Source organism: Streptomyces sp. NPDC054770 (assembly GCF_053611985.1).
Genome location: NZ_JBSHBL010000120.1, coordinates 1 through 23,627, shown reverse-complemented (window position 1 = coordinate 23,627; position 23,627 = coordinate 1). Strand labels below are relative to the sequence as shown.

Annotated in this window: 26 protein-coding genes and 4 tRNA genes; 13 read left to right on the top strand and 17 right to left on the bottom strand. The window is 68.5% G+C overall.

Features of this window, described 5'->3' with window-relative positions; translation table 11 throughout:
* Nucleotides 1-43: 43 nt before the first annotated feature.
* On the bottom strand, nt 44-532 hold the full coding sequence (locus ACWGKQ_RS48735) for a YajQ family cyclic di-GMP-binding protein (RefSeq protein WP_453298554.1): 489 nt from the start codon (nt 530-532) through the stop codon (nt 44-46).
* Nucleotides 533-759: 227 nt separating this feature from the next.
* On the opposite strand from ACWGKQ_RS48735, the gene ACWGKQ_RS48730 reads away from it, so the two are divergent.
* A tRNA-Tyr gene (locus tag ACWGKQ_RS48730) sits at nt 760-841 on the top strand.
* Nucleotides 842-1,015: 174 nt separating this feature from the next.
* Here the strand turns inward: ACWGKQ_RS48730 and ACWGKQ_RS48725 are convergent.
* The 13 genes from ACWGKQ_RS48725 to ACWGKQ_RS48665 all read right to left on the bottom strand — a co-directional run bounded on the left by ACWGKQ_RS48725 (nt 1,016) and on the right by ACWGKQ_RS48665 (nt 11,498).
* The gene (locus tag ACWGKQ_RS48725) at nt 1,016-2,395 is read right to left on the bottom strand and encodes a tyrosine-type recombinase/integrase (protein ID WP_453298553.1); all 1,380 of its coding nucleotides are present in this window, start codon (nt 2,393-2,395) and stop codon (nt 1,016-1,018) included.
* Nucleotides 2,396-2,456: 61 nt separating this feature from the next.
* Nucleotides 2,457-2,645, bottom strand: coding sequence for a helix-turn-helix transcriptional regulator (locus tag ACWGKQ_RS48720; RefSeq protein WP_362640510.1), 189 nt, complete (start codon nt 2,643-2,645; stop codon nt 2,457-2,459).
* Between the two features lie 451 nt (nt 2,646-3,096).
* Nucleotides 3,097-4,572: an ATP-binding protein gene (locus ACWGKQ_RS48715; RefSeq protein WP_453298555.1), complete on the bottom strand. Its 1,476-nt coding sequence runs from the start codon at nt 4,570-4,572 to the stop codon at nt 3,097-3,099.
* Nucleotides 4,573-4,574: 2 nt separating this feature from the next.
* A complete protein-coding gene (locus ACWGKQ_RS48710) occupies nt 4,575-5,414 on the bottom strand; it encodes a bifunctional DNA primase/polymerase (protein ID WP_453298552.1) in 840 nt (279 codons plus the stop codon).
* Nucleotides 5,411-6,151, bottom strand: a complete 741-nt coding sequence (locus tag ACWGKQ_RS48705) for a DNA methylase (RefSeq protein WP_453298551.1) — start codon at nt 6,149-6,151, stop codon at nt 5,411-5,413. Before ACWGKQ_RS48705 ends, ACWGKQ_RS48710 begins: the two co-directional genes overlap by 4 nt.
* Nucleotides 6,152-6,229: 78 nt before the next feature.
* Entirely contained in the window at nt 6,230-6,733 is a 504-nt protein-coding gene (locus tag ACWGKQ_RS48700) for a hypothetical protein (RefSeq protein WP_453298550.1), read from the bottom strand.
* A gap of 204 nt (nt 6,734-6,937) precedes the next feature.
* Nucleotides 6,938-9,067: an FtsK/SpoIIIE domain-containing protein gene (locus ACWGKQ_RS48695; protein ID WP_453298549.1), complete on the bottom strand. Its 2,130-nt coding sequence runs from the start codon at nt 9,065-9,067 to the stop codon at nt 6,938-6,940.
* The gene (locus ACWGKQ_RS48690; protein ID WP_453298548.1) at nt 9,064-9,402 is read right to left on the bottom strand and encodes a hypothetical protein; all 339 of its coding nucleotides are present in this window, start codon (nt 9,400-9,402) and stop codon (nt 9,064-9,066) included. The genes ACWGKQ_RS48695 and ACWGKQ_RS48690 overlap by 4 nt, the downstream gene beginning before the upstream one ends.
* Nucleotides 9,403-9,404: 2 nt before the next feature.
* Nucleotides 9,405-9,725, bottom strand: coding sequence for a hypothetical protein (locus ACWGKQ_RS48685; RefSeq protein ID WP_453298547.1), 321 nt, complete (start codon nt 9,723-9,725; stop codon nt 9,405-9,407).
* Nucleotide 9,726: 1 nt separating this feature from the next.
* Nucleotides 9,727-10,074, bottom strand: a complete 348-nt coding sequence (locus ACWGKQ_RS48680; protein ID WP_453298546.1) for an RRQRL motif-containing zinc-binding protein — start codon at nt 10,072-10,074, stop codon at nt 9,727-9,729.
* The gene (locus ACWGKQ_RS48675; protein ID WP_453298545.1) at nt 10,074-10,946 is read right to left on the bottom strand and encodes a protein spdB; all 873 of its coding nucleotides are present in this window, start codon (nt 10,944-10,946) and stop codon (nt 10,074-10,076) included. Before ACWGKQ_RS48675 ends, ACWGKQ_RS48680 begins: the two co-directional genes overlap by 1 nt.
* Nucleotides 10,943-11,212, bottom strand: coding sequence for a DUF6284 family protein (locus ACWGKQ_RS48670; RefSeq protein ID WP_453298544.1), 270 nt, complete (start codon nt 11,210-11,212; stop codon nt 10,943-10,945). Before ACWGKQ_RS48670 ends, ACWGKQ_RS48675 begins: the two co-directional genes overlap by 4 nt.
* A gap of 94 nt (nt 11,213-11,306) precedes the next feature.
* The gene (locus ACWGKQ_RS48665; protein WP_453298543.1) at nt 11,307-11,498 is read right to left on the bottom strand and encodes a hypothetical protein; all 192 of its coding nucleotides are present in this window, start codon (nt 11,496-11,498) and stop codon (nt 11,307-11,309) included.
* A gap of 377 nt (nt 11,499-11,875) precedes the next feature.
* Between ACWGKQ_RS48665 and ACWGKQ_RS48660 the strand changes: the two genes are divergently transcribed.
* On the top strand, nt 11,876-12,634 hold the full coding sequence (locus ACWGKQ_RS48660) for a GntR family transcriptional regulator (RefSeq protein WP_453298542.1): 759 nt from the start codon (nt 11,876-11,878) through the stop codon (nt 12,632-12,634).
* A gap of 70 nt (nt 12,635-12,704) precedes the next feature.
* On the top strand, nt 12,705-13,244 hold the full coding sequence (locus tag ACWGKQ_RS48655; protein WP_453298541.1) for a GNAT family N-acetyltransferase: 540 nt from the start codon (nt 12,705-12,707) through the stop codon (nt 13,242-13,244).
* A 224-nt stretch (nt 13,245-13,468) separates the two neighbouring features.
* Here the strand turns inward: ACWGKQ_RS48655 and ACWGKQ_RS48650 are convergent, their stop codons facing one another.
* Nucleotides 13,469-15,601, bottom strand: coding sequence for an ATP-binding protein (locus tag ACWGKQ_RS48650; RefSeq protein ID WP_453298540.1), 2,133 nt, complete (start codon nt 15,599-15,601; stop codon nt 13,469-13,471).
* A gap of 115 nt (nt 15,602-15,716) precedes the next feature.
* Between ACWGKQ_RS48650 and ACWGKQ_RS48645 the strand changes: the two genes are divergently transcribed.
* The 3 genes from ACWGKQ_RS48645 to ACWGKQ_RS48635 all read left to right on the top strand — a co-directional run bounded on the left by ACWGKQ_RS48645 (nt 15,717) and on the right by ACWGKQ_RS48635 (nt 17,514).
* Nucleotides 15,717-16,757, top strand: a complete 1,041-nt coding sequence (locus ACWGKQ_RS48645) for a DNA cytosine methyltransferase (RefSeq protein WP_453298539.1) — start codon at nt 15,717-15,719, stop codon at nt 16,755-16,757.
* 245 nt (nt 16,758-17,002) lie between these two features.
* A tRNA-OTHER gene (locus ACWGKQ_RS48640) sits at nt 17,003-17,105 on the top strand.
* 196 nt (nt 17,106-17,301) lie between these two features.
* On the top strand, nt 17,302-17,514 hold the full coding sequence (locus ACWGKQ_RS48635) for a hypothetical protein (protein ID WP_453298538.1): 213 nt from the start codon (nt 17,302-17,304) through the stop codon (nt 17,512-17,514).
* A gap of 24 nt (nt 17,515-17,538) precedes the next feature.
* On the opposite strand, the gene ACWGKQ_RS48630 is transcribed toward ACWGKQ_RS48635, so the two are convergent.
* Together ACWGKQ_RS48630 and ACWGKQ_RS48625 are read right to left on the bottom strand one after the other, a co-directional pair.
* Complete coding sequence (locus ACWGKQ_RS48630) at nt 17,539-18,195, bottom strand: SDR family oxidoreductase (protein ID WP_453298537.1); 657 nt, start codon at nt 18,193-18,195, stop codon at nt 17,539-17,541.
* Between the two features lie 143 nt (nt 18,196-18,338).
* On the bottom strand, nt 18,339-19,607 hold the full coding sequence (locus ACWGKQ_RS48625; protein ID WP_453298536.1) for a hydrolase: 1,269 nt from the start codon (nt 19,605-19,607) through the stop codon (nt 18,339-18,341).
* A gap of 277 nt (nt 19,608-19,884) precedes the next feature.
* On the opposite strand from ACWGKQ_RS48625, the gene ACWGKQ_RS48620 reads away from it, so the two are divergent.
* The 7 genes from ACWGKQ_RS48620 (at nt 19,885) to ACWGKQ_RS48590 (ending at nt 23,574) form a co-directional block, all read left to right on the top strand.
* Nucleotides 19,885-19,957: transfer RNA gene (locus tag ACWGKQ_RS48620), tRNA-Thr, on the top strand.
* Nucleotides 19,958-20,002: 45 nt separating this feature from the next.
* Nucleotides 20,003-20,075, top strand: a tRNA-Met gene (locus tag ACWGKQ_RS48615).
* 89 nt (nt 20,076-20,164) lie between these two features.
* The gene (rpmG, locus tag ACWGKQ_RS48610) at nt 20,165-20,329 is read left to right on the top strand and encodes a 50S ribosomal protein L33 (protein WP_003948671.1); all 165 of its coding nucleotides are present in this window, start codon (nt 20,165-20,167) and stop codon (nt 20,327-20,329) included.
* A 116-nt stretch (nt 20,330-20,445) separates the two neighbouring features.
* Nucleotides 20,446-20,907, top strand: coding sequence for an FAS1-like dehydratase domain-containing protein (locus tag ACWGKQ_RS48605; protein ID WP_453298535.1), 462 nt, complete (start codon nt 20,446-20,448; stop codon nt 20,905-20,907).
* Between the two features lie 7 nt (nt 20,908-20,914).
* Complete coding sequence (locus ACWGKQ_RS48600; RefSeq protein ID WP_217549090.1) at nt 20,915-21,343, top strand: MaoC family dehydratase; 429 nt, start codon at nt 20,915-20,917, stop codon at nt 21,341-21,343.
* Nucleotides 21,344-21,461: 118 nt separating this feature from the next.
* Nucleotides 21,462-22,043 carry a TetR/AcrR family transcriptional regulator gene (locus ACWGKQ_RS48595; protein WP_453298534.1) on the top strand — a complete coding sequence of 194 codons (582 nt, stop codon included), beginning with the start codon at nt 21,462-21,464 and terminating at the stop codon, nt 22,041-22,043.
* A 94-nt stretch (nt 22,044-22,137) separates the two neighbouring features.
* Entirely contained in the window at nt 22,138-23,574 is a 1,437-nt protein-coding gene (locus tag ACWGKQ_RS48590) for a DHA2 family efflux MFS transporter permease subunit (protein WP_453298533.1), read from the top strand.
* The last annotated feature ends 53 nt before the right edge of the window (nt 23,575-23,627 follow it).

Here is a 23,627-nt window from a genome sequence, read left to right as displayed (position 1 = left end):
GGCACCGCGCGGTGCCCGCCCTCCCGTACGCCGGCGACGCTGCCTACCGGTAGTTCACGAACTGGAGGGCGAAGTCGAGGTCCTGGCCCTTCAGGAGCGCGATCACGGCCTGGAGGTCGTCGCGGCTCTTGGAGGTGACGCGCAGTTCGTCCCCCTGGACCTGGGCCTTCACGCCCTTGGGACCCTCGTCGCGGATGATCTTCGCGACCTTCTTCGCGTTCTCCTGGGAGATGCCCTCCTGGATCGACGCGAAGATCTTGTATTCCTTGCCGGAGAGCTGCGGCTCGTCGGCGTCCAGCGCCTTCAGCGAGATGCCACGCTTGATCAGCTTCGACTGGAAGACGTCGAGGATCGCCTTGACCCGTTCCTCGGAGTTCGCCTGCATCAGGATCTTCTCGCCGGACCAGGCGATCGAGGCGCCCACGCCCTTGAAGTCGTAGCGCTGGGAGACCTCCTTGGCGGCCTGGTTGAGGGCGTTGTCGACCTCCTGCCGCTCGACCTTCGAGACGATGTCGAAACTGGAGTCGGCCATGTCCTGTGGCTCCTTGTATCAGGGGGCGTAACGGGATGCGTTCCGGCGTGCGGCGGCGGCCGCCGAGCCCGGTGTGGGGACCGGGCCGCATCCGCACCAGCCTAGCCATCCCGCGTCCCGCGGGCGGCGATCAATCGGGTGGCGGAGCACCCCTGTGGATCGGGTATTGTTTACGTCGTTGCCAGGGAGCACCGCCGAAAAGCGGTTCGGTCTGGTGGCAAACCCCCGGCGGTGTGCCCGAGCGGCCAAAGGGAGCAGACTGTAAATCTGCCGGCTCAGCCTTCCCAGGTTCGAATCCTGGCGCCGCCACACTGGGGAAAACCCCCTCCGAACAGGTTCTTAGCCTGGTCAGAGGGGGTTTCTCATTGATCGGCCCCGTTCGATTCGGCGTGGACGAGACGTGGACGTGTCTCACCCCGTACCGCCCAAATCCCACTGTCGATCAGTGCGTGTCCCCCAGGTGTCCCCCGGGGGTGAGCATGATCACTCGGGCCCATTCCACTCCCGAAGTGCCGCATCGATCCGACTGTTGGCACGCTCCCGGGTCTGGTCCAGCACCTTGGCGTACACCTTGTGCAGGACTGCGATGCTGTGCCCGGCCCGCCGGGCGCACTCCATGGCGTCCACGCCGGAACTGAGCCAGAACGACACACCGGCATGCCGCAGGTCGTAGGGACGGCGGGCGAGCAGTGAGGACGTCTCCGCCTCACTCAGGACATTTTGTCGAGCCTTTGCCCACACCTCCCCATAGCCGGTCTCCTGAAGTAGGCCGTTGCGGCTTGTCCGGAACAGCCGGCCGTCCGGCGCCGTACCGTGTGCGGCAATGTGCTCCCTCAACATGCGGACGAAATGCGGCGGGATCGGCACCGGACGGGAGTCCTTCTTGGCACGCGCTTTCAGGTGGCGCGTCTCATGTGCCGCCCCGTCGTTCGTCCAGCTCCGCCCTGCCCGGACGATGCCCTGCCGGAGGGTGAGCATCCCCCATCCCGTCTCCGGGAGGTGGCACTGATCCGCGCGCAGTCCGGCAGCCTCAGCCGGACGCATGGCCGCGTAGTACAGGCACCCGAAGAACGCTTCCAAGTGCCGCCCGCGCGCCCCCTGCTCACGGACTCCCGCCAGTAGCGCGCGAACCTGGCGAGGGTTGGCGACGCTCTCGGGGTCCACCGCCTCAACTGACTTCGGAGCCGTCCACTTCACGGCCGAGAGCGGGTTGACCGGCATGCTGAAGTACTGCTCTTCGACAGCCAGTCCGAGAACGTCGCTCAGGCACGCCCGCTTTCGCTTCGCGGTGCGCGGCGAAGCCTCCTTCCCGTCCAGTCTCAGGGCGAGAGCGTCCAAGGCCAGTCGGACGGTGGCCGGGTCTTCCAGCGCAGAAACCGGCATGGAGTGCTTGGCGATCCACTCCAGGGCGCGGGCCACGTCGTCCGGTGCAGTCTCGTTCCAGCGGTTCCGGTTGTACGCCCACCCGTAGAGAGCGCGTCGCAGAAGCGCCGGATCGGGCCTGCCGGCCTTCGTCTTCACGAGCGCGGGGGTGATGGTGGCGAGCGCGTCGGCGTAGTTCTTGCGCGACTTGGCCGGCGCCAAGGCCCACTTGCGATCGATGTACGTACGCGTGTGCTCGTACCAGGTGACGGAGCCCAGTTTCGCGCGCAGCTCGGAGACGGGTAGGCCCGTCTCTTCGTCGAACTGGTCGCCGCGCCGCACGGCGGACATGAGTTCCGAACGGCGTCCTTCCGCCTGCACTTTGAGCGTGTAGCTCTTGGAGTGCTTGCGCTCTCCGACCAGCCAACGGAGGCGATAGGGCTTCGGGCGATCCTTGCGGATTTCGATGGAGTAGAGGCGAACGTCATAGGTCAGTGACATGCAAACTCCAGAGGGGCCCGCGTGAGGCGGGCCCCTCGTGTCTCGGGCGCGTAGGCGGAGGTCAGGCGGCGGTTTCTTCCATGGACGACCACCACGCGTCGAGGTCGTCGCGGCGGCAGCGGATCTGCCCGTTGGGGAGCTTGATGAGCTTGGGGGCCTTGCCACGGGCGCGCATGCGGTAGAAGGCGGCGCGGCTCATGTCGATCTCTTCGAGGACTTCGGGGAGCTTGAGCATCTTGGGGCGGGCCACAGTGCTACTCCTCGCGTGGTCTGGTCTTGGGGCGGGGTGGTCTGTGCTGTCCGAAGCTGGGATTTCTGCGTCATCGCGTCACCTGCGTCAATCAGGCTTCTGACCTGCGGGTTCTGATGACGCAGTGCGGCGGGCCCTGCGTCACCGATGACACGAGCGCTCGTCACGGGGTGACGCTGATGACGCGGGATGACGCAGCATTCACCGTCTGCGTCACCCGCTTTCGCCGCAGGTCAGCGGCCGTCTGTCAGGCCCTCGGTGACGCGGTGACGCAGATCTTCCCTACTTAGGAAAAAGAATGGGGGGTGTCTGTGGTCAGTGCGTCCGCTCAGGCTTGAAGAAGGAGCCGCTTCGCGGCGCGACCTGTGCAGGGCGGCGCCGCCACCGAACAGCAAGAGGAGCACCCCCGGCGCGGCGTGCTCTTCTTGCTTGTCCGCCTGTGCGGCGGCGGTCAGAACGCGGTCTGCTGCTCGGGCGGCGGGGGCGGGGCCTGGCGGCTGAGTTCGATGTAGCGGGCGGCACTGGTGCGTCCCCAGTCGACGAGGACGCCCCGCGCGGCCAGGGTGGGTTGGATGCGCCTGAGCCGGTCGGAGAGGACTTTGCCGGTGGTGGGCCAGCCCTTGGGCAGGGGGCGGCATTCCTCGCCGCTGTAGAGGGCGCTCAGGGTGTGCAGCCACTCGGCCGACGTCATCCGCACCTCTTCGCCCGGGGTGAGTTCGGCGGCGTGCTTGAGGACCGTCTGGGCCAGTAGATCGCCCTCGATCACGTCGTCGTTGAGGTCGTCCAGGCTGGCCCGGTATGCCTCCAGCGTTCCGAAGCCGGTGGCGGTGTCGAGTTGGGCGCACAGGTGGGCGAAGTCGGCCATGCGCAGGTCGGTCGGGGTCTCGGCCTGTACTGCGCGGACCTTGACGGTCAGGTCCAGCAGGGAGCCGAGGACGACGGGCAGGATCTCGGCGTACTCCGCCCACAGTTCCGCTTCGGTGCGCCGCACGCGGGGGCGTTCCAGGCGCAGGGTGAGGAGTCGTTCGGCGAGGTCGGGGCGGATGACGCCGACGTCGATGCCGGTCAGCAGCATGGGCCGGCGGTAGCGGGAGCGGACGACGTCGCCGTCGGTGAACAGCGCGCGCTTGATGCTCTCGGCTCCGGTGATGATGCAGCACATGAGGTCGGACAGGTCCGGGGGCAGGTGGGAGAGGTTGTCCAGGGCGGTGATCCATCCGGCCGCGACCGCTGTGATCATGTTCTCTTCGTCCTTGGGCGCCCTGCGCAGGTCGCCGGTCATGCCCTCGATGATCCGCACGAGCATCCGCCCGCCGGTCGACTTGCCGGCGCCCTGCGGGCCGGTGAGGAACGGGGCGGGGACGGGTGCGGACGGCTCCAGGCAGCCGATGAGCCACGCGATGGCCAGTGCCTCGGTCTTGGCGTCGGCGAAGTTGCACAGCCGCATCAGCAGGTCGATGCCCTTGCCGTTGGTGTCCTTGGCGGGCAGCGGGAGTTCCCCGGTGAGCTGGGTGCGCCGCCAGCACACCTCTTCGGGGTCGGGAACGCGGATGTCCCAGCCGGTGGGGTGGATGCGGACGGACTGCCCGTCGTCGCGACCGAGGTCGAACCAGGTGGCCCCGTCGAAACCGGGGGCCACGCGGATATGGGTGGGCTGTACCTGCTCGGTGAGGGCGAGTGCCTCGATCAAGTCCAACGCCTCCTTGAGGGCGGTTCCGTTGAAGACGCCGACCCCGTCACGGAAGAGGCCGACCATGAGTTCCTGGCGGTGGCTGCCGGTGGTGCCCTGGGAGCGGATCGGGCGTGCGACGGGGTGGCCGGTGCGCTGCGCGTACACGGTCCCGTCCACGGTGCGGAAGTACCGGAAGTGCGCTTGCGCGTAGTCGGTGATGACCTTGCGGGCGGGTGTCTGCTCGTCGTCGGGCATGGTCACAGTCCCAACGTGGTCAGGGCGTTGGCCCACGCGTCCGTGCAGTGCCGCGGGGATTCACCCTTGGCCTGCGCGGCGGTGAACAGCCGGCCGACATGGGCGTCGGTGAGGCAGCCGCACCGGCCGTGCGTCGACAGGACCGCGAGGAACGTGCGGTACACCGTCGCGTGGACGGCGCTGCGGGCCTCGGTGATCCGCTGCACGGCCATGGACACCCCACGGTCCAGATAGGTCGGTGTGCGGTGCGGGCATACGCCCCCCTGGCCCCTCAGAGGCGCTGTGAGGCTCTGTGCCGCCCTGCGGGGCGCAGGCGGTTCCTTCACTGCGAGAGCGCGCACAGAGTCCGGCAGAGGCGCCGTGGCGCCCGTGCCGTTTCCGAGCCAACGGGCGTACGCGGCAAGGGACTTGATGTCCACGCCCGGCCGCACTGCGTTCGCGGACGGCATGGTGCCCAGGTAGATCCAGTGCTCTCCCCGCGTCGTCGCAACGGTGCGGGTGGCGGGCAGCGTGGCGCGGGCCCATGCGATGGCGGCGGGGTCGTCCAGGTCGACCACGGTGAGACCGGCGCCGCCGGGGTGGTAGGCCACGGCCGCCGCGTGCCGCCACGCCGGCGCCCACGCGGGCGAGGCGATGACGGCGGGGTCGGTGGTTGCAGCCGCCCACGCGTGGCACGGCGCAGGGCACCCGCAGGCGCCCGCCGCCTTCATGTGGGGCCGGCCCCCGCACGCGTTCCGGGCGCAGGCGGGGCAGTTCCCGAACGGCAGCTTTCCCCGGCGCAGGGGCAGCACGGGCAGGCCGTCGGCCGCCAGACGCAGGGCGGTGCGCAGGTGCTCGCTCATGCCGCGACTCCCAGGGTCGGCGCGAGCGAGGTGAGGTAGGCGCGGCCGATCCACTCCATGTACGCCGGGGGCAGTGCCTCGCGCAGGCGGAAGTGGTCGGTGGACCAGCCGATGCCCTTGGCCTCCCGGATCTCCTCCACGGTGGCCTTGCCGCCGCCCTTGCCGTACGCGGCGACGTAGGGACCCTCGTGGTAGGTGCCGTGGCGCCAGCCGCGCACCCGCCCGCGGTGGCGAGGGTGGACGGGTTGCACCGTGGTCCAGCCTCCGAGTTCGAAGTAGCGGTGCATGAGCACTCCGAGGCCGAACTGTTCCCCGCACAGGCGGATGTCCTTGCGGACGTCGGAGCCGGCCACGTTCTCGATCGAGTACGGCCGGCCCGTCGCCTCCAGTGCGGCCCGCACCGGCCGGATGAGTCGGGGGTAGGTGCGGCCGATCGCGGCGTTGCGGGCCCGGTTGGTGCCCTTGGTGGGGGCGCCCTCTCCCTGGCAGGGCGGGGAGACGTGGATGTAGTGGAACCGGTGGCCGTGTTCGCGGATGAAGTCGACCACGTCGCCCTGGTGGAAGGCGTCACCGCAGTAGTCGGGTTGGGCTTCTTTGTCGACACCGGTGATATGGACGTTCGGGCCGAACCCGCGGCGCAGGCCCTCGGTGGCGCCACCGATGCAGCAGCAGCCGTCCAACACTCGGAAGGGCCCGATCGGCGCGAGCAGTCGCGGAATGAGGGTGGGTTGGGTCATCCTGGATGTCTCCAGTTCCTTGGTGATGCTGGACAAGGGCGGCCCGGTCTTTGGCGAGAGGGGCCGCCTTTGGCGTTGTCAGCCGTGGTGCTCGTTGCGGGTGCGGGCGATCAGGCCCCGCGTGTGGGTGGTGTTGTTCTCCTGCCGGACCGGTCCGGCGTAGTGGTGGTGGTTCTCGGTGTGGACGCCCTTGAGGGAGCGCAGTGCGGTTCCGATGGCGGTGAACACGCCGGCCACGGCGGCGATGGGGAGGGTGACGAACAGGACCGAGGTGAGGGAGACGGCGGCGAATCCCTGGCAGGCGAGCCAGACACCGCACCCGACGCCGACGAACGCGGCACCGACTCCGATGCCGGCAACGGCGGTCCCGGCGGCCCACGCGGGCACGATCCGCCGGTCCGGCTGCATGACCGGGGGCGTGTCGCCGTAGGCGGGAAGCGGGCTGTCGTCGCGGTAGGCGGTGGGGGTCTCGGGAGCGGGCCGGTAGGCGTCGGCGATGATCCGGGCCGCTTCGGCGGCGGCCACGTCGTCACTCATCCGGACGCCGGAGTCGAGCGGCTGAGGGGTGGTCTCGGGGAACATGCGGAATCCCTTCCGGTCACGGTTCAGGGAGGAGAAGACACCCCCTGCCGGGGGCGCTGAGAGGGGGGTTTCAGGGGTCTGACCTGGGGTGCCTCCCTGCCTCCCTGGCTGATCATTCATGCAGGTCAGGGGGAGGGAGGCGGGTCAGGGAGGGAGTCAGGGAGTTCTCCCTGCCTCCCTGACCCGGCACGGGTCGGCTCCCTGTCACTGGGAGGCGGAAGCGGAACCCGTCTCGTCGCGGTCGGCGAGCGCGCGGGCGAGTCGGTCGCGGCCGATGACCATGCGCCCGTCGGACTTGTACGGCTCCGTGCCGGTGCCGTCCAGGACACGCTTGAGGTCGATGAAGGACCACTTGCCGTATGTGTCCGCGTCCAGCACAGCGAGCCGCTTGAGGACGTCCTGGGTGAGCACCCGCGCGTCCGTGCCGACGACCGAGGCGATGTCCGCGAGTGCGTCGCGCTCCTCCCGGTCCGGCTCGACGGCGTGCAGCGTGGTGATGCCGTTGCGCAGGGCCTTGGCGCGCGCAGCGAGCGCTTCGGCCGCGTCGTCGTCGATGTAGTGGGTGCGCACGGTGATGGATGCCTGGCCGGCCGGGATGCTGATGCCGTCCGAGGCGACCACGAGGGTGCCCTTGTCCAGGCCGGGGCGCAGCAGGTTGGGGGCGGCGCCGCCGTCGACGGCCTTGTCCCCGAGCGCCATGCGGGCCTGCTGCTCGGTGCCCAGGGCGAGGGAGGCGCGGGTGTGGGCGCCTTCCCGGACCAGCTTGGGAAGGTTGTCGTTGGTGGGGTCCTGGGTGCCCTGCCACATCAGCACGTCCACGGCCCGGCCCTGGTTGTGGATCTTCCGCACGGCCATGAAGTACCGGGAGGTGGCCTTGGACCCGCCGTAGGGCCGGTTCTCCTCGTCCTTGGCCGGGCACATGAACGCCACCTGCGCCTCGTCGACGATGACGATGAGCGGGGGGAACACGGCGTGCGGGTCGCTCTGGCGGGCCTGGAGACGGCGGTTCATCTCGTCCACGGCGGCCTCGGCCATCTCGGTCGCCTGGATGACGTGGTCGTCCGTGGGGCCCTGGATGAGGACGTCGGCGATGCCGTCCAGGAAGCGCCAGTCCCCGACGCCCTTGAGGTCGGCCGCCCAGAACTGCACGGAGCGATCCAGCGCCAACCACAGGGCGAGGGAGCGCATGGCGGCGGTCTTGCCCTGGTTGGACAGACCGGTGATCAGAAGGTGGCGCTGGAACAGGCTGATCTGTGCGGCATCGCCGCGCAGATCCTGACCCCACGGCGCCTTGCCGGTCTTGTAGTTCGCGGTCATCGTCTCGTCGGTGACCAGCGGAGACGGCCCGATCGGCTCGTCCAGCGCCCCGGAGTCGGCGACCCACAGCCGGACCGTGCGGGCAGCCTGCGGGATCGTGATGAACACCTCGTGCTCATGCCGGGTCAGGTTCTCCGCCAGCTTGCGGCGGCGCTGCTGTACCTCGTTCGTCGCCACCCCCGACGGGAGCGTGACGTCGACCTCGACACCGCATCCGGCGATCCGGATCGGACCGAGCATCGATGCGCCGGCGTCGCCCATCTCCTTGATGGCGTTGCGCAGGGCCGGGACGCCGAGGTCGCGCAGGGCCTTGACCACGATGGACGGGGTGATCGGCTCACCCTCGCCGGAACGGGCCTTGGCGGGCAGGGCCCATTGGGGTGCGGCCTGCTGCTTGCTGCCGACGGCCCACAGGGCGAGCAGGGCGAGGAACGGGGCGATCGTGAGCGCGGGCCCCCACACGATCTGAATGATCCGGATCAGAGTGGCGATGAAGTCGATGGTGGCGGCGAGCGGTGTGATGACGTCCGCCGGATGCTTCGTGTTGATGGCCATCACGACTCCGAGCGCCACCAGCACCCCGACGCCCATACCGGTGCCGACGGCGACGCCCTTGGCCGCTTCCACAGGTGAGTGGAGCAGGTCCATGCGGCGATGGTGGCGGGCCTGCCGGAAGCGCTGGAGACGCTCCTCCCACTCCTCCGCCACCTCGATGTTCCCGGCCGCTTCGGCGGCGCGGATCATGCGCTCGTAGCGGGCCCCGGTCCGCCCGTCCCAGGTGCGGCGGGCCACGATCCGGCCCCCGTTGAACGTGTACAGGGAGTGCCGGGCGACCGCCCGGACCACGGTCTTCGTGTTCTCGTCGGTCGCCGCGCGCTTGATGGCCCGGCCGGAGCGCACCCACAGCGGCAACCGCGGGGCGGGTGCCGGGTCGGGGACGATCGTGAGCACGGTCGGGGCGTTGGCGCCGGTGGGCGGGTCGGTGGGCTTGTGCAGGTTGATGACGTTCTCGGTCATGACGGCAGGTCTCCAGTGCGGGAGGCGAGAGAGGGAAGGTCACGGGAGCGCGCGCGGTTCTCGGCACGGCTGAGCTGGTCCGGGCGGGTGCGGGGGCCGTCGACCCAGCAGAAGGGGCGCAGGGTGTCGGCGGCGGTGAAGACGCGGATGGCGCTGCCGGCCGGCGCGTCGGGCAGCGGGTAGACGCGGGCGCCGTCCACGCTGGCCAGCAGGCGGGCGCCGTGGTGCTCGCACCCGTTCGCGCCGGCGTTGAAGGCGTCCAGCACGGTCACCACGACCGGACCGACACACGGCGTGGGGTCGTCCGGGTGAGCGGCGGGGCAACGGCGGTCCATGCTCACCACCACCCCGACGACTTCTTCGCGGCCTTGTCGCGCTTGGCCTCGGTGAGCAGGTGGCGCCGCTCGAAGTAGAGGGCGTTCAGTTCCGCGTTCAGCCGGGTCTCGGCGGCGGTGCCGATGGAGTCCATCCGGTCGTCCGCGCCGTCCGTGCTGCGGCCCTTGTGGATGCTGCGGGCGCCGCCGGCCATCGCGCGGAGCATGTCCCGGCGTTCGCGGCCGGTGAGCGGCCACCACTCGCCCCGGCGGACCGCTTCCAGCTTGCTGGTGGTCTTGCGGATCTCGCGGTCGATTCGGCGGATCTCCGAGTTGTTGCCCATGTCAGGCAGTCCCTTCCGCCCGGTACGGGTCGGGGTAGGCGCACGGCGTGCAGGTGCCGAGCGACGGGGGGATGACGTATCCGGCATCGCGCCGGCAGGCGGGGCAGGTGCGGCGGGCGGCATTGGCTTTGGCGAGCGCCGCCCGCCGCGCCGGCGTCATGGGCCGGACCGGTTTGGCCAGGTCGACGCGGTACAGGTAGGCGATGAGCGGGGGCCGCCGGTGGCGGGGGCGTTCGAGCTGCGCGGCCACCTGTTGACCGCCGGGGCGCAGGCTGCGGGCCCGGAGTTGGCGGCGGGTGGCGTAGCCGTCCGGTGCCAGGTGCCACCGGTAGACCGGCAGCGCCGCCATCAGATGACGCGCTTCCAGGCGGCCCGAAGGCGTACCTCGGATGCGGAGTGGCCGGCCGTGCGGAAGCGGGTGGCCATCTCCCGGTACGACAACGGCGGTTGCTCGCTGTGGCGGATCTCATCGACCAGCGTGTCCAGCGCCGCGTCACTGAGCGCGGGGGCCGGCTCCAGCGCCGCCACCGGCTCGCTGGGGCCCCATACGGGGAGTTCCCACGAGGGTGTGACGTCGGGTGTGACGCGGCTCGTCACGCTGGTCAGGGCCCGTCCAGTGCTCTCGCCCTTACGGGCCGTCTCCAGCGTCGACCACGCCCCGGCAAGGGTCTCAGCGGTCTTGGCCTGGACGCGTGCGACGCGGGCGCCCGCCTCGGTCACGGCCGTCAGCCGCGTCTCCTCCGTGGACGCTTCAGCCCGCAGGCGGGCACGGGCCACGGCCGCGTCATCGCGGGCTTCCTGCTGAATGCCCCGGATCGTGTCCAGCGCGGCCGGGGTGAGCGCGGTCCGCTCCCACAGCCCGTGGACCAGCCACAGCATCTTCGCGGCGATCGGCAGCCACGCCACGGCCAGCCACGCCCCCATGGACGCCTCTGCGGTCACGGCGTGGGTGACCAGGACACCGGAGGCGACCGCGCCGAAGGACCACCCGACGGCGGTCACGGCGTTGCTGTGGTCGCCCTGCGCGGCCAGCCGGCGTTCGTAGGCGAGGGTGGCGAGCCATCCGCCGTCGATGCCCAACCCGACGACCAGGGCGACGTACCAGGGCACGGCCGTCCCAAGCCACATCATGACCACGGCCAGGGTGAGCACCATGGACACGGCCGTCATCGCGACCGCCGGCAGCACGGTCAACAGGCGCTTGGCGTTGAGGTTCCTCATGCGGCACCGCCGGGCAGGGTCTCACCGGCCGTGCGGTTGAGCAGGGCGACGCGGGCGGCGAGCGCGCGGCGGCGGGCCCGGCGCAGGCGCCGGATGTCCAGCTCGGTCGGGGTGCGGTCCAACGTGATGATCTGCGCGTCCAACAGGTCGACGTCCGCCAGGATGACGGCCATCTCGTTCTCGATCGCGTCCAGTTCCGCGTCCGTCGGTTCGATCCATTCGGCGAACGCGGTAACAGCGTCCTGAACAGTCACGATGGTGCTCATAGGGTCGTGTCTCCTTCGAAGTGAACGGCCCGTCAGCGGCTCCCGGGTGGCACCCCGGGAGCCGCGCGCCGTTTGGGTTGAGGCGGTGCAGTGGTCAGCGGCGGAAGGCCCAGCGGGTGAGCGCGCTGAGCTGGTCGGTGACGTCGGTGACGCGGCCGGATTCGAGTTCGTCGGCGCGGTTCTCCAACTGCTTGGCCCGCTCCTCGTTGCCGTGGTCGCGGGCCCACACGGCGGCTTGCCGGTTGTCGTCGGCCTGGCGCCGCATGCGGTCGGTGATCCTGGGCATGTCGGGTTCCTCTCAGGTCTGCGAACAGATGGCGGTGCGTGCCCCGGGCCGGATTCGATCCGGCGCCCTTCACGGCTGGTCACCGGGGCTGTTAGGCACGGCTCTGGCCGTGCGTCCGTCTTTTCGACTCGGGGAGACGGGGCCCACCTATTCAGTTCTCAAGGAACGAGCGCTGCCTTCGTACTCACCCCCGTGACCAGGGGTTTTCCTCCGGGCCATACCTGTACGGCAAAGCCGTACGTGACACCCTGTCTAGCTTGTCTGGAGTAGTGCCTGCGCAAGAGATTGCACGAGTTGAGCTTGGAGAGTCAAGCCCCCTGGTCTAACTTGTACGGAGGAGTCGGAGTGGAGGAGATCCGTTGCCGGTGCGACGCGGTATGACCAAGGCCCAAGAAATCGCCTATGACCTGCGGGAACAGATTCAATCGGGGGCGTTGGCGGGGGGTGATGCGCTTCCGAGCGAAACGCAGATGATGAGTCAGTACGGCTACAGCCGTGAGACCGTTCGCGCCGGCGTCCGCCAACTCGTTGAGGAAGGGCTGGTCGTCACGGGCCAGGGGCAGGGGAAGTACGTCCGCGAGGACTACCCGCCTGTCGTGTGGAACTGGACGACGCTGGAGAGCCGGAGTCGTCACGCCAACGCAGTTGAAGGACGAACCGCTGGAGACCAGTGGGCGAGCGCCATTTCGGAGAACGGGAACGCTCCCCGGCAAGACATCACTGTGTCGATTGTGGAGCCGCCGGCTCACGTCCGTGAGCGCCTTGAGCTGCCAGCAAACGGGCTGGCCGTGGCACGCAAGCGTGTCCGGTTCATAGACAACCGGCCCTACGCCCTTGCTGACTCGTACTTCCCTCAGGAACTCGTCAGCGGTACACCCCTGATGGAGCCCCGAGACGTCTCCGCACCTGGTGGCATCTTGGCTTCCATTGGGCTCATCCAAGACAAGTACGTGGACGAGATCTCAGTGCGCATGCCGACTCGCCAGGAGGCCGAACTACTTGCTCTACCTGCGGCAACACCGATCGCAGAGCACACCCGAACGGGCTACAACGCGGACGGCCGGCCCCTCCGCTGCATGGTCACAATCCTCCCCGGAGACAGGCACAAGATCCTCTATGAAGTCGGCACGGACTGAGTACCTCCGCCCCGCAGCGGCGAAGGACGTACCCGCCCTCTTGACTCTGCGAACAGAGGCTGAGGGATGGTTGCGCACCAAAGGCACGGATCAGTGGAGCGACCCGGAAACGGGCGAACGGGCCATCGGCAAATGGCGCGCCAGCATAGACGAGGGGCGCGCGTGGGTCGTGGTCGACGAGGGTGAACGGGTGCTCGCGACGGTCAGTCGCGGCCCCGTTGACCGGGACTTCTGGACGGACGCGGATCACCCCGAATCAGCGCTCTATCTGTACAAGCTGATCGTTTCCCGGGAAGCGTCTGGTCGGCACCTTGGCACGCGCATCATTGACTGGATGTCCCGGCTGGCAGCGCTCGAAGGGCGTTCCTGGGTGCGCATCGACACTTGGCGCACGAATACGGGTCTGCACGCCTACTACGAGCGGTTGGGCTTCAAGCACGTCCGTACCGAAGCGCCTGCACATAGGCTCTCGGGATGGCTGGCCCAGCGCCCTGCGGGTGAACTGGCCCTGCCTCAGGAGCTTTTGCCTGTGGGTATCGGTAACGGGCACGGCGGCGACAGCGGGCGCATCCAGGTGCCTACTCAAGGCGGCCAGACCGTAAACGACTGACGGGCAGCTGGTGGGACGGGCCCCTTGCGCGCCCACGCTTTCCGCGCGGTCGACGCCAGCCGACAGGTTGGGGTAATGCAACGCCTATGAGGGCACGGCCGAGGCCGTGCCCTCATAGGCGTTCCGCCCAGCCAAACCAGGTGTCTGGACGCATCCGTCCAGAGTCGCCCGGGCTGCCGCGGGCCGCGCGGTGAGACGGTTGCGCCGGGGCTTTAACTGAAGTCTCAGTTCCCGATGTTGTCGGTCCCGCCCGGCTCTCTCCGCAGCTTCTCCACCTTTCGCAGGAAATCCCGATGCGCCTGGTCGGTCTGCTCCAATAGGTCGTACCAGCTGCGCCGCTCGACGTTAACGCTCTCTTTCAAGAGTCTGCGATTCGTGCGGCTCAGCCGATCGATATGGTCCACGATGAAGGTAAGCCGGCGAATCGGGAACTGTGCAGCGAACTCCGGGTTGTCGTCTAGGAACTCCTCAAGGCTTTCAAGGTAGTCGACTGCCCTAGTGAACTCATCGTCCGTCAGGTGATAGTCAACCCGTTTGATCTCAACTACCCATATGGTTCCTCGCGGGCCATTCAGGAGTACGAAATCCGGTCGACGGTCGGGATCACGGATGCTGCTTGTGGCAATCAAGCGGCTAGACCTTTTGAAGTACCAGGATTCGAAGCTGTTTCGGACACGGTCGAGTGCCTCGTTCATTCCGAGTGGAGTCCATTCCGGGGCCAGCAGCCACGGCGCTCTCTCGATAAGGTCTTGAAGCGGACGCTCCAGTGTGTTGCCATCTGTTATTAGCTGTCGGAGCCTGGTGACGACATCAACCCGTTCTTGCGCTACCTGGCCAAGAGCGTAGAACTCTGCGATCCTGGCCTTCTGGAAAAGTGCCAGGACTACGTCAAGCGGATTTTCCACCTCCTTGGAAACCTTGTGCAGGGTATCCAGAAGTTCCCGATGTGGTGCTATGTTCTTGGCGAGCTGTACATACCGCTCTACTCGCTGAGGATCTGAAGCTGCTTCCCGATCGCTGTCAGCTACCAGGATGTTGAATGCCTCTTTCACCGAATTCCGATACTGCGGATCTCCGGGAGACTCTGCTTGAAGTCGGACGTCGAGGCTGGCTGCTTGTTCGAAGACTTCACGCGTACGCCTCTGAACTGAGGACCTGCCCCGCTTGGCTAGTTCCTTGACCTGTCGCGCGCCCCATGTCTGCAGCACTTGGCCGAGATCTGAGCTCCAGATGATGTCCTGCCGGTCGGAGCGAACCAGATCCTCATCCTCGTCCAGCCATTCGGCGTGGATCTCACCCGTTAAGTAGGAGCGAACGCTCCACTCTCCGGTGAAACCAGAAGTCCGGCCAAAGTCGCGAGTGGTTGCGACGATCTTCCCGCGGGCGTAAATGCGGACACCGGCCATAACCTCGTCCTTGTACGCATCTTTTGCGAAGGCCAGCCATCCGGACACAGGCAGTGGATCAAAATGCTCTGGGCCGATGGGTGTCCGATCGAATGTGACCTTCGTGTCCTCTTGAAGGTCAATTTGCAGTTCTCCCAGCCGGAATGACTCCTGTGTAAGCCCGGGGAGTGCTTCGCCCTCTCGCGTGTTGACAACCTCGACGTCCCAGTCGTCGCGCCGGATTCCGAAGCGAGCACAGAGTTGTCGGTGCAGTTCATCGCCCTTAGGGACCAGCTTGCGGTTGAAATCTCTGAGGCGGATACAGGTGCCGTGTTGTTCACGGAAGGTGCCGTCGAGAGGACCGACAACGGGAAGATAGTCATCCTCAGAGTCAAACATCATGTCTTCAAGGTGCAACAGGATGTGAGAGACTCGATATCCACGGTCAGTTGGTTCACCGCCGGCTGTGATTACCTCCACGGTCCGGCAGATCCCGAAGGGAGCTAGCTTTCCAATTCCCTTCCTGCCCATAACCCGCCGTTCTCTGCGACGGGAAGTGTCTTTTCCGAAACGCCCACGACGATCGGAGCCGACGAGTAGATAATGAGTGTTGACTTCGGCAGCTGTCATCCCATGCCCGTTGTCTTCCACTCTGATTTCGTACCGCTCGGCCACCGGTTTGCCGGGCAGTGGGGCAAGCCAGGTACCGAAGGGCAAGGAGACCTTGACCTCCGTGGCATCCGCGTCGTAAGCATTGGCAATGATTTCGGCTAGTACGGCGGAGACGCGATCGTAGAGCTTGATGCCGAGCTTATCCACCGTGAGTCGACTAATGCGCATCCGGTAGGGGGCGGTTGCATCGCCCACCATGGGCGCGCGCCCGTCGGCAACCCGTTGATCTCCCGACCTTTGCCTAGGCATGGCCGAAAAAAGGCCGTCAGTATCTGGCTCTTCCGGGCTCACATGTGTCATGTGACCACGCACCCCCCCAGGTAGCGTCAAGGTCGTTCTAGCTAAACACAACTGAGTGCCCGTCACAACGACATGGACCTAACGCGCTGACCCGTCGGCAGACTAAGATCACGCCATGCCCACGTACAGAGCTGTGGATCTGTTCGCCGGGGCGGGGGGCGCGACACGAGGCCTGAGAGACGCGGGCTTCCACATGCTCGCCGCCGTGGAGAACGACCCGGAGGCAGCCGAGACCTACCGTATGAACCATCCCAAGGTGCGACTGTTTGCTGACGACATCCGCACGGTGCGGCCGCAGACGCTCCTAGCGAGTGCCGCTCTCTCTCCAGGTGAACTTGATCTACTCAAAGCCTGCCCGCCATGCCAAGGGTTCTCCTCCCTGGCGAAAGGGCAGGTCGACGAACAGCGCAACGATCTCGTCCTGGACACGTTCCGCTTCGTTGAAGCGCTGCGGCCACGGATCGTGCTCCTTGAGAACGTCCCTGGTCTCGCTCGCGACCGCCGGTTGACTGAACTCGGTCACCTGTTGGCGGGGGCCGGCTACCAAGTCCGGGCTAGCACGTTGGATGCCGCCGTGTTCGGCGTGCCACAGCGGCGCAAGCGTTTCATCTACTTCGCGGTTCGGGGCGATGTCCCTTTTGCGTTCGACGGCGACCTCGTCGATCTGCTGCCAGGCAGCTTTCGGACGGCTCCCCGGACCGCCCGTCAAGCGCTCGCACACCTCGCACGCCATGGCCGTCCCGGTGATCCCCTGAATGTCCACCGGAAGAGTTCGGCTGCTGTGGAAGCCCGTATCGCTGCCATACCAGTCGGCGGCAATCGTTTCGACCTACCCGAAGAGCATCAACTGGATTGCCATAAGCGACTAACTACGCGGAACGCGGGATCGTCCTACGGCAGGGTCAAGCTGGACGAACCGGCTCCTACGATGACCACGCGTTGCACGACACCAGCCTGCGGCACTTTCATCCACCCGACGGAGAATCGCGGGTTGACGCTACGCGAGGCGGCCATGTTCCAGACATTCCCCACAAACTATAAGTTCCATGGTCATTACGGTTCCATCGAGCGTCAGATAGGTAACGCTGTCCCGGTGCGCATGGCCAAGGGCTTGGGACTGATCGCCTCCGCCATCCTGGGCGGTTCACTTGGTTGAGTCGCGTACGGGCCTGGCTTGCTGCCGACTAGCTGCTTCTCCTGCGGCCAGCAGTCCGTCGCGCACTCCGCCAAGACTCGCCAGCGTCTAGCTGGACGGCCAGTTCTGGGCGCACGCTTGTGGGGAGGAGCTGTTGCATCCCGTTCCAGCGCCCGACCTTCCTGGTGGCCGCGAGAGCGATTGGGTGGACCGCTTCGGGTTCGGTATCACCTCGTAGCTGGGCTCTGGTCCCCCAGGTGTCCCCCGGCGGCGAGTGGCATACGGAAAGCCGCAGGTCACTGACAGCGGAAGCGGCCCGCTGTAAATCTGCCGGCTCAGCCTTCCCAGGTTCGAATCCTGGCGCCGCCACACGGGAACGAAGGGCCCGTGACCTGCTATCGAGCAGGTCACGGGCCCTTCGTCATGTGTCCGTGCGCACGCCGTCACGCGTACCCGGGGCGTGTGGGCACGGAGGCGTGATGAAGATCATGCAGGTGCTTCGCCGGTGGTGCGGCCGGGGCCGGTGGTTCGTGGCGCGAGCCCTGCTCCGGGGCACACTGAACACATGTCATCCCGACGCAGAACCTGCCCGGTGTGCCGCCGCGAAATCGCCGTCGTGGCGGGCCGCTTCGCGCGCCACGACCCGCCCGGGGCGCGCGAGACCGGGGAACTGGTCTCGTGCCCCGGCTCGCGGCAGCAGGCCCGGATCGGGGTCGTACAGCCCTCGTTGGACGGTTACGTGGTGCCCGAGTTCCCGGGACAGCTGCCGTTGTTCTGAGAACTCGGTCGTTGTTCCGAGAACTCAGTTCCCCGCCACCGACTTCACGGCGACCGAGACAGGTGTCGACCCGCCGATCAGCTCCAGGGTCAGGCCGGCCGTCGCCGAGGTGTCCACCAACTCGGCCAGTACGGCGGCCACGTCGTCGCGCGTGACCGCACCCCGGCCCGTGTGTGCCTCCAGACGCACCAGACCGGTGCCCGGCGCGTCCGTCAGCGCACCGGGGCGCAGGATCGTCCAGTCCAGGGCGCTCTGCCGGGTCACGTAGGCGTCGGCCGCACCCTTGGCGCGCAGATACGCGTCGAAGACCTCGTCGCCCTGGTGCGCCGGGTCCGCGCCCATCCCGGAGACGACCACGAAGCGGCGTACGCCCGCGCGTACGGCCGCGTCCGCGAACAGCACCGCGGCACCCCTGTCCACCGTATCCTTGCGGGCCGTACCGCTACCCGGGCCCGCGCCCGCCGCGAACACCGCCGCGTCCGCCCCTTGCAGACGCGCCGCGACCTCCTCGACCGACGCCGACTCCAGGTCCAGCAGCACCGGTTCGGCACCTGCCGCCCGCAGGTCGTCGCCCTGCTCGGCCTTCCGGATGATCCCCGCGACCTCGTCCCCGCGCGCGGAGAGCAGCCGCTCCAGCCGCAGCGCGATCTGACCATGACCACCAGCGATGACAATGCGCATGTTTCAGACCGTACGCCCGAAGCCCCGCATCCGCTGCACGACTTCATGCGCCCCACGCGCGCGTGGTGTCCCACCGGGCGCGTCCGTCCCGGTCGGGCTTCCTGCCGGAACACCTCGCTCCGCGCCACGCGCTCCCGAGCCCCTCAGGACAACTCCCCTCGCCCCTGCCGCGGCAACCCCAGTTCCGCCGCCACCGCCGAGTTGCAGTACTCGCGGACCGCGCTGGTGCGTGCCACCACGCGCCCCCGGTGCACCACGATCCGGCTGTAGGCGAGGGAGAGCGCGCCGGCCAGGTGGTCGCCGCGTACGGCGAGGAGTTCGGCGGGGAAGCCGGCCTCGACGCGGACCTCGGGGAGGCCCAGGGCGGCGCGGGAGGCGGCGCTCACGGTGTCGTAGGCGTCCTCGGGGCGCAGGCCGTGACGGGAGGCCAGGAGGTAGGCCGCCTCCAGGGGGTCGCCGCGGCCGACGGGGTTCGACAGGTCGCGCAGGGCGCCGCTGCCGGCCGCGATCCGCACCCCGGCCGCGCGCAGCAGCCGTACCGGAGCCGTGCCGCGGCGGTCGACGGAGCCGCAGCCGCCCTGCGGCAGGCACACCACCGTGATGCCGGCCGCGGCGAGCTGGTCCGCGACCCGTGCGGCCACCTCGGAGGGCAGGCGTGCCAGCCCGGCGCACGGACCGAGGACCACGCCGGGGCGCATGCCGCCCGCCATCGCCGCGAGCCGGGCCAGCCGGGCCGGGTCGGTGGCGTCCGTGTGCAGGTCGACCGGGCAGCCGTGTTCCGAGGCCACCTCCAGGACCGCCTCGGCGTAGCCCGCGGGATCGGGGTCCAGGTCCGGGCAGCCGCCCACCACGGACGCGCCCATCTTCGCGGCGTCCCGCAGTATCGCGAGCCCTTCGGCGCCGGCGATCCCGGTCAGCACGCGCGGCATCGCGACCGCCGTGAGCTCCGCCAGTCCGCGCAGCGAGCGGCGCGCCTGGAGGACGGCGGCAAGGGCGCCGAGCCCCTGGACGTCGCCCACGCGCACGTGCGCGCGTACCGCCGTCGCGCCGTGCCCGAGCTGGAGCAGGGCCGCCTCGGTGGCGCGGCGCTGGACATCCTCGGGTTCGTACGAGACCGGGCCGTCGTGTTCGGCGGAGAGCGCGGTGTCGCCGTGGGCGTGCGGTTCTGCCGGGGCCGGGAGGAGGAGGTAGCCGGTCAGGTCCACGCGCGTGCCACCCGTGCAGGCCGGGCCGGGCGCCAGGCTGCCGGCCGTACCCACCGCCTCGATGCGTCCGCAGCCCAGCCGTACGTCCACGGTCCGGCCGTCGGTGAGCCGCGCCCCGCACAGCAGGAGCGCGGCCGGGTCGGACTGGCCCGAGGAACCCTGCGGGTTGGACGACGACGAGGGCGGCTGCGGCTGGCTGTCGGGCATCGCGCTCCATGAGGGTCGGTCCAGGCATGGGACTCAAGATCACGCAGAGTGAGTCGAGCCTAGGGTGGCGAGCCGCGTGGGGCGGGGAGGAGCGCAATAGTCGTACCGGAGCCGTCGGACCTGCGGGGAACGGTTCGGCACGCGCGCGTGGGGAGTGCCGGAAGGGGGCCACGAGGCTGCCGTGAGCCGGGCGGAAGGGGCCGCGGAGGGGCCGTGGAGGGCGGCGGGAAACGGATTTGGGTGAACGGCGGCCGAGCGTGTAATGTCTTCATCGCTCGCCCCAATAGCTCAGTCGGCAGAGCGTCTCCATGGTAAGGAGAAGGTCTACGGTTCGATTCCGTATTGGGGCTCTGGTGTGAGAGGTCCCCGTCGCAAGGCGGGGCCGATCTCATCAAAGCGGTGTAGCTCAGTCGGTAGAGCAAGCGGCTCATAATCGCTGTGTCACCGGTTCAAGTCCGGTCACCGCTACTGACAGTAGCCGATTGTGGGGTCGGTCCTTCGATCGGCTACTCTTTTATGCGTTAAACCATCCCACCCGTTCGTCAAGGAGCACTCACGTGGCTGCCACCGACGTCCGCCCGAAGATCACGCTGGCCTGCGTGGAGTGCAAGGAGCGGAACTACATCACCAAGAAGAACCGGCGTAACAACCCGGACCGTCTTGAGATGAAGAAGCACTGCCCGCGTTGCAATGCGCACACTGCGCACCGCGAGACGCGATAACAACAGGCTCGTTCGTGAGGCCGTCCCCACCCGGGGGCGGCCTCACGGCGTTTCGGGGGACGGCTTTCCCGCTAGTTTGTGGGGCATCACAGCAGACATCAGGAGGTGCCGGGCCAATGGCGCTCGACCAGTCCTTCGTGGGACGGACCTACCCACCCACCGAGCCCTACGAGGTGGGCCGGGAGAAGATCCGTGAGTTCGCCGAGGCGGTGGGCGACACCAACCCCGTGTACACGGACCCGGAGGCCGCCAAAGCACTCGGCCATTCCGATGTGATCGCCCCGCCGACCTTTGTCTTCTCGATCACCTTCCGCGCGGCCGGCCAGGTCGTAGAGGACCCGCAGCTCGGCCTGGACTACAGCCGGGTGGTGCACGGCGACCAGAAGTTCGCCTACCGGCGTCCGGTGCGCGCCGGTGACCGGCTGGCCGTGACCTCGACCATCGAGGCCATCAAGTCCCTGGCGGGCAACGACATCATCGACATCCGCGGTGACGTCCACGACGAGTCGGGCGAGCTCGTGGTGAGCGCCCTGACCAAGCTGGTGGCCCGCGCGGCGGACGCGGAAGAGGGGGCGTGAGGAACTGATGACGGCGAAGATCGCTTACGAGGACGTCGAGGTCGGCACCGAACTGCCGGCGCAGACCTTCCCCGTGACCCGCGCCACGCTGGTGCGGTACGCGGGCGCCTCCGGAGACTTCAACCCGATCCACTGGAACGAGAAGTTCGCCAAGGAGGTCGGCCTGCCGGACGTCATCGCGCACGGCATGTTCACCATGGCCGAGGCGATCCGTGTGGTCACCGACTGGGCCGGCGACCCGGGCGCGGTCGTCGACTACGGCGTCCGCTTCACCAAGCCCGTCGTCGTCCCGAACGACGACCAGGGTGCCCTGATCGAGGTCAGTGGCAAGGTCGCGGCCAAGCTCGACGACAACACCGTGCGCGTCGACCTGACGGCGATGAGCGCCGGGCAGAAGGTGCTGGGCATGTCACGGGCGGTCGTGCGGCTGGGCTGAGCCCGGCGACTCGGTAAGGGGCGCTCTCCCTCGTGGGGCGCCCCTTACGTGTGGGGCCCGTGACCCAGCGGCCCGGACCCCCTTGACGTGGTTAGTGATTGAGCACTAACTTTCTCGCATGGTCAGGATGAGCGCAGAGGAGCGGCGCGAGAGCGTCGTCCGCGCGGCGATCGCGGAGTTCTCGCAGAGGGGCTACTACGGCACCTCCACCGAGGCGATCGCCAAGCGGGTCGGGGTGTCGCAGCCGTATCTCTTCCGGCTCTTCCCGGGCAAGAAGGCGATCTTCGCCGCCGCCTCGCAGCGCTGCATCGACGAGATGCGTGAGCTCTTCGAGAAGGCGGCCGAGGGGCTGCGGGGTGAAGAGGCCCTGCATGCCATGGGTGACGCGTATGTGCAGGTCATCCAGGAGCGGCCGGAGCGGCTCCAGATGCAGATGCAGACGTACATCACCGTCGCGGCCGCGGAGGCGGAGGGTGACCACGAGTTCGGCGAGCTCGTGCGGGCGGGCTGGGGGCGGCTGTGGGACACCGTCCATCTGCTCCTGGGGGCGGACGTCGACCGCACCACGGCCTTCCTGGCCAAGGGGATGCTCATCAACACCTACGCGGCCATGGGGTTTCCGCCCGGGCACCGGGTCTGGCAGGGGATGTACCCGGACGCCGGGACCACGGGACGGCTGGAGAACTGCGGCGACGGATGAGGGGGCGGTCCGCCGTTCCCGGTCCGGGCCTTTTCGCGGGCCAGAAAATTAGTGATCAATAACTAATCCATGCAGAGCACGCTCTGGGGGAGCGATGTCACAAGAGACCGCACGTCGCGGGGGCGCCGGCTGGGCCCTCGTCATCACCAGCGTCGCCGGATTCATGGCGGCCCTCGACAACCTCGTCGTCACCACGGCCCTGCCCTCCATCCGCAAGGACCTCGGCGGAGCCCTGGACGACCTCGAATGGACCGTGAGCGCCTACACGCTCACCTTCGCCGTCCTGCTGATGTTCGGCGCCGCCCTCGGCGACCGCTTCGGCCGACGACGGCTCTTCCTCGCCGGACTCGCCGTCTTCACCGGCGCCTCCGCCGCCGCGGCCATGGCACCCGGCATCGACTCCCTGATCGCCGCCCGCGCGGTGCAGGGCGTCGGCGCGGCCATCATGATGCCGCTCACGCTCACCCTGCTGACGGCCGCCGTGCCCGAGGCCAAGCGCGGGATGGCGTACGGCATCTGGGGTGCCGTCAACGGGCTCGCGGTCGCCTCCGGACCGCTCATCGGCGGCAGCCTCACCGAACACGTGTCCTGGCACTGGATCTTCTGGCTAAACGTGCCGCTCGGCCTCGCCCTGCTGCCGCTCGCCCGCCTCCGCCTCGCCGAGTCGCACGGCACCGGCGCCCCGCTCGACGTCCCCGGCACCCTGCTCGCCAGCGGCGGCCTCTTCGGGATCGTCTACGGCCTGGTACGCGGCCCCGCCGACGGCTGGTCCAGCCCGCTCGTGCTCACCGGCCTCTTCGCGGGCGCCGCCCTCCTCGTCGGCTTCGTCATCCACGGCAGCCGCGCCAAGAACCCCATGCTGCCGATGCGGCTCTTCCGCTCCCGCGCGTTCTCCGGGATCAACGCGGCCAGCCTGCTGATGTTCCTCGGGATGTTCGGGTCGATCTTCCTGCTCAGCCAGTACATGCAGGGCGTGCTCGGCTACTCGCCCACCGAGGCCGGCCTCAGGATGCTGCCCTGGACCGGCATGCCGATGCTCGTCGCGCCGATCGCCGGAATCCTCTCCGACCGGATAGGCGGCCGCCCCGTCGTCGCCGCCGGGCTCTTCCTGCAGGCCGCCGGACTCGGCTACCTCGCCTCCGTCGTCACCGCGCACGCCTCCTACGGAGCCCAGCTGCCCGGTCTGATCGTCAGCGGCATCGGCATGGCCCTGTACTTCGCCCCGGCCGCCAACCTGGTGATGTCCGCCGTACGCCCGCAGGAACAGGGCATCGCCTCCGGCGCCAACAATGCGCTGCGCGAGGTCGGCGGTGCACTCGGCGTCGCGGTCATGTCGTCCATCTTCGCCGCCCAGGGCGGCTACGAGAGCGCCCAGAGCTTCGTGGACGGACTGCGGCCCGCCCTGGTCACCGGTGCCGCCGTGGTGGCCCTCGCCGGGATCGCCGCCCTGGTCATCCCCGGCCGGCGGCGCGCCGCGCGGCTGGTCGCCGAGGGCGAGCCGGCCCCGGCGCTGGAGACCGTCGGCGGCTGAGCACGGCTCACGGCACGCGCGCGTGGGGCCCCGTTTCCGAGTGGACGGGGCCC

Bases quoted from the DNA above. Each gene is read 5' to 3' on its own strand.
- ACWGKQ_RS48735 (WP_453298554.1), bottom strand. From the start codon at position 532: ATGGCCGACTCCAGTTTCGACATCGTCTCGAAGGTCGAGCGGCAGGAG.
- ACWGKQ_RS48725 (WP_453298553.1), bottom strand. From the start codon at position 2,395: ATGTCACTGACCTATGACGTTCGCCTCTACTCCATCGAAATCCGCAAG.
- ACWGKQ_RS48715 (WP_453298555.1), bottom strand. From the start codon at position 4,572: ATGCCCGACGACGAGCAGACACCCGCCCGCAAGGTCATCACCGACTAC.
- ACWGKQ_RS48710 (WP_453298552.1), bottom strand. From the start codon at position 5,414: ATGAGCGAGCACCTGCGCACCGCCCTGCGTCTGGCGGCCGACGGCCTG.
- ACWGKQ_RS48705 (WP_453298551.1), bottom strand. From the start codon at position 6,151: ATGACCCAACCCACCCTCATTCCGCGACTGCTCGCGCCGATCGGGCCC.
- ACWGKQ_RS48700 (WP_453298550.1), bottom strand. From the start codon at position 6,733: ATGTTCCCCGAGACCACCCCTCAGCCGCTCGACTCCGGCGTCCGGATG.
- ACWGKQ_RS48695 (WP_453298549.1), bottom strand. From the start codon at position 9,067: ATGACCGAGAACGTCATCAACCTGCACAAGCCCACCGACCCGCCCACC.
- ACWGKQ_RS48690 (WP_453298548.1), bottom strand. From the start codon at position 9,402: ATGGACCGCCGTTGCCCCGCCGCTCACCCGGACGACCCCACGCCGTGT.
- ACWGKQ_RS48685 (WP_453298547.1), bottom strand. From the start codon at position 9,725: ATGGGCAACAACTCGGAGATCCGCCGAATCGACCGCGAGATCCGCAAG.
- ACWGKQ_RS48680 (WP_453298546.1), bottom strand. From the start codon at position 10,074: ATGGCGGCGCTGCCGGTCTACCGGTGGCACCTGGCACCGGACGGCTAC.
- ACWGKQ_RS48675 (WP_453298545.1), bottom strand. From the start codon at position 10,946: ATGAGGAACCTCAACGCCAAGCGCCTGTTGACCGTGCTGCCGGCGGTC.
- ACWGKQ_RS48670 (WP_453298544.1), bottom strand. From the start codon at position 11,212: ATGAGCACCATCGTGACTGTTCAGGACGCTGTTACCGCGTTCGCCGAA.
- ACWGKQ_RS48665 (WP_453298543.1), bottom strand. From the start codon at position 11,498: ATGCCCAGGATCACCGACCGCATGCGGCGCCAGGCCGACGACAACCGG.
- ACWGKQ_RS48660 (WP_453298542.1), top strand. From the start codon at position 11,876: ATGACCAAGGCCCAAGAAATCGCCTATGACCTGCGGGAACAGATTCAA.
- ACWGKQ_RS48650 (WP_453298540.1), bottom strand. From the start codon at position 15,601: ATGACACATGTGAGCCCGGAAGAGCCAGATACTGACGGCCTTTTTTCG.
- ACWGKQ_RS48645 (WP_453298539.1), top strand. From the start codon at position 15,717: ATGCCCACGTACAGAGCTGTGGATCTGTTCGCCGGGGCGGGGGGCGCG.
- ACWGKQ_RS48635 (WP_453298538.1), top strand. From the start codon at position 17,302: ATGTCATCCCGACGCAGAACCTGCCCGGTGTGCCGCCGCGAAATCGCC.
- ACWGKQ_RS48630 (WP_453298537.1), bottom strand. From the start codon at position 18,195: ATGCGCATTGTCATCGCTGGTGGTCATGGTCAGATCGCGCTGCGGCTG.
- ACWGKQ_RS48625 (WP_453298536.1), bottom strand. From the start codon at position 19,607: ATGCCCGACAGCCAGCCGCAGCCGCCCTCGTCGTCGTCCAACCCGCAG.
- ACWGKQ_RS48605 (WP_453298535.1), top strand. From the start codon at position 20,446: ATGGCGCTCGACCAGTCCTTCGTGGGACGGACCTACCCACCCACCGAG.
- ACWGKQ_RS48600 (WP_217549090.1), top strand. From the start codon at position 20,915: ATGACGGCGAAGATCGCTTACGAGGACGTCGAGGTCGGCACCGAACTG.
- ACWGKQ_RS48595 (WP_453298534.1), top strand. From the start codon at position 21,462: ATGGTCAGGATGAGCGCAGAGGAGCGGCGCGAGAGCGTCGTCCGCGCG.
- ACWGKQ_RS48590 (WP_453298533.1), top strand. From the start codon at position 22,138: ATGTCACAAGAGACCGCACGTCGCGGGGGCGCCGGCTGGGCCCTCGTC.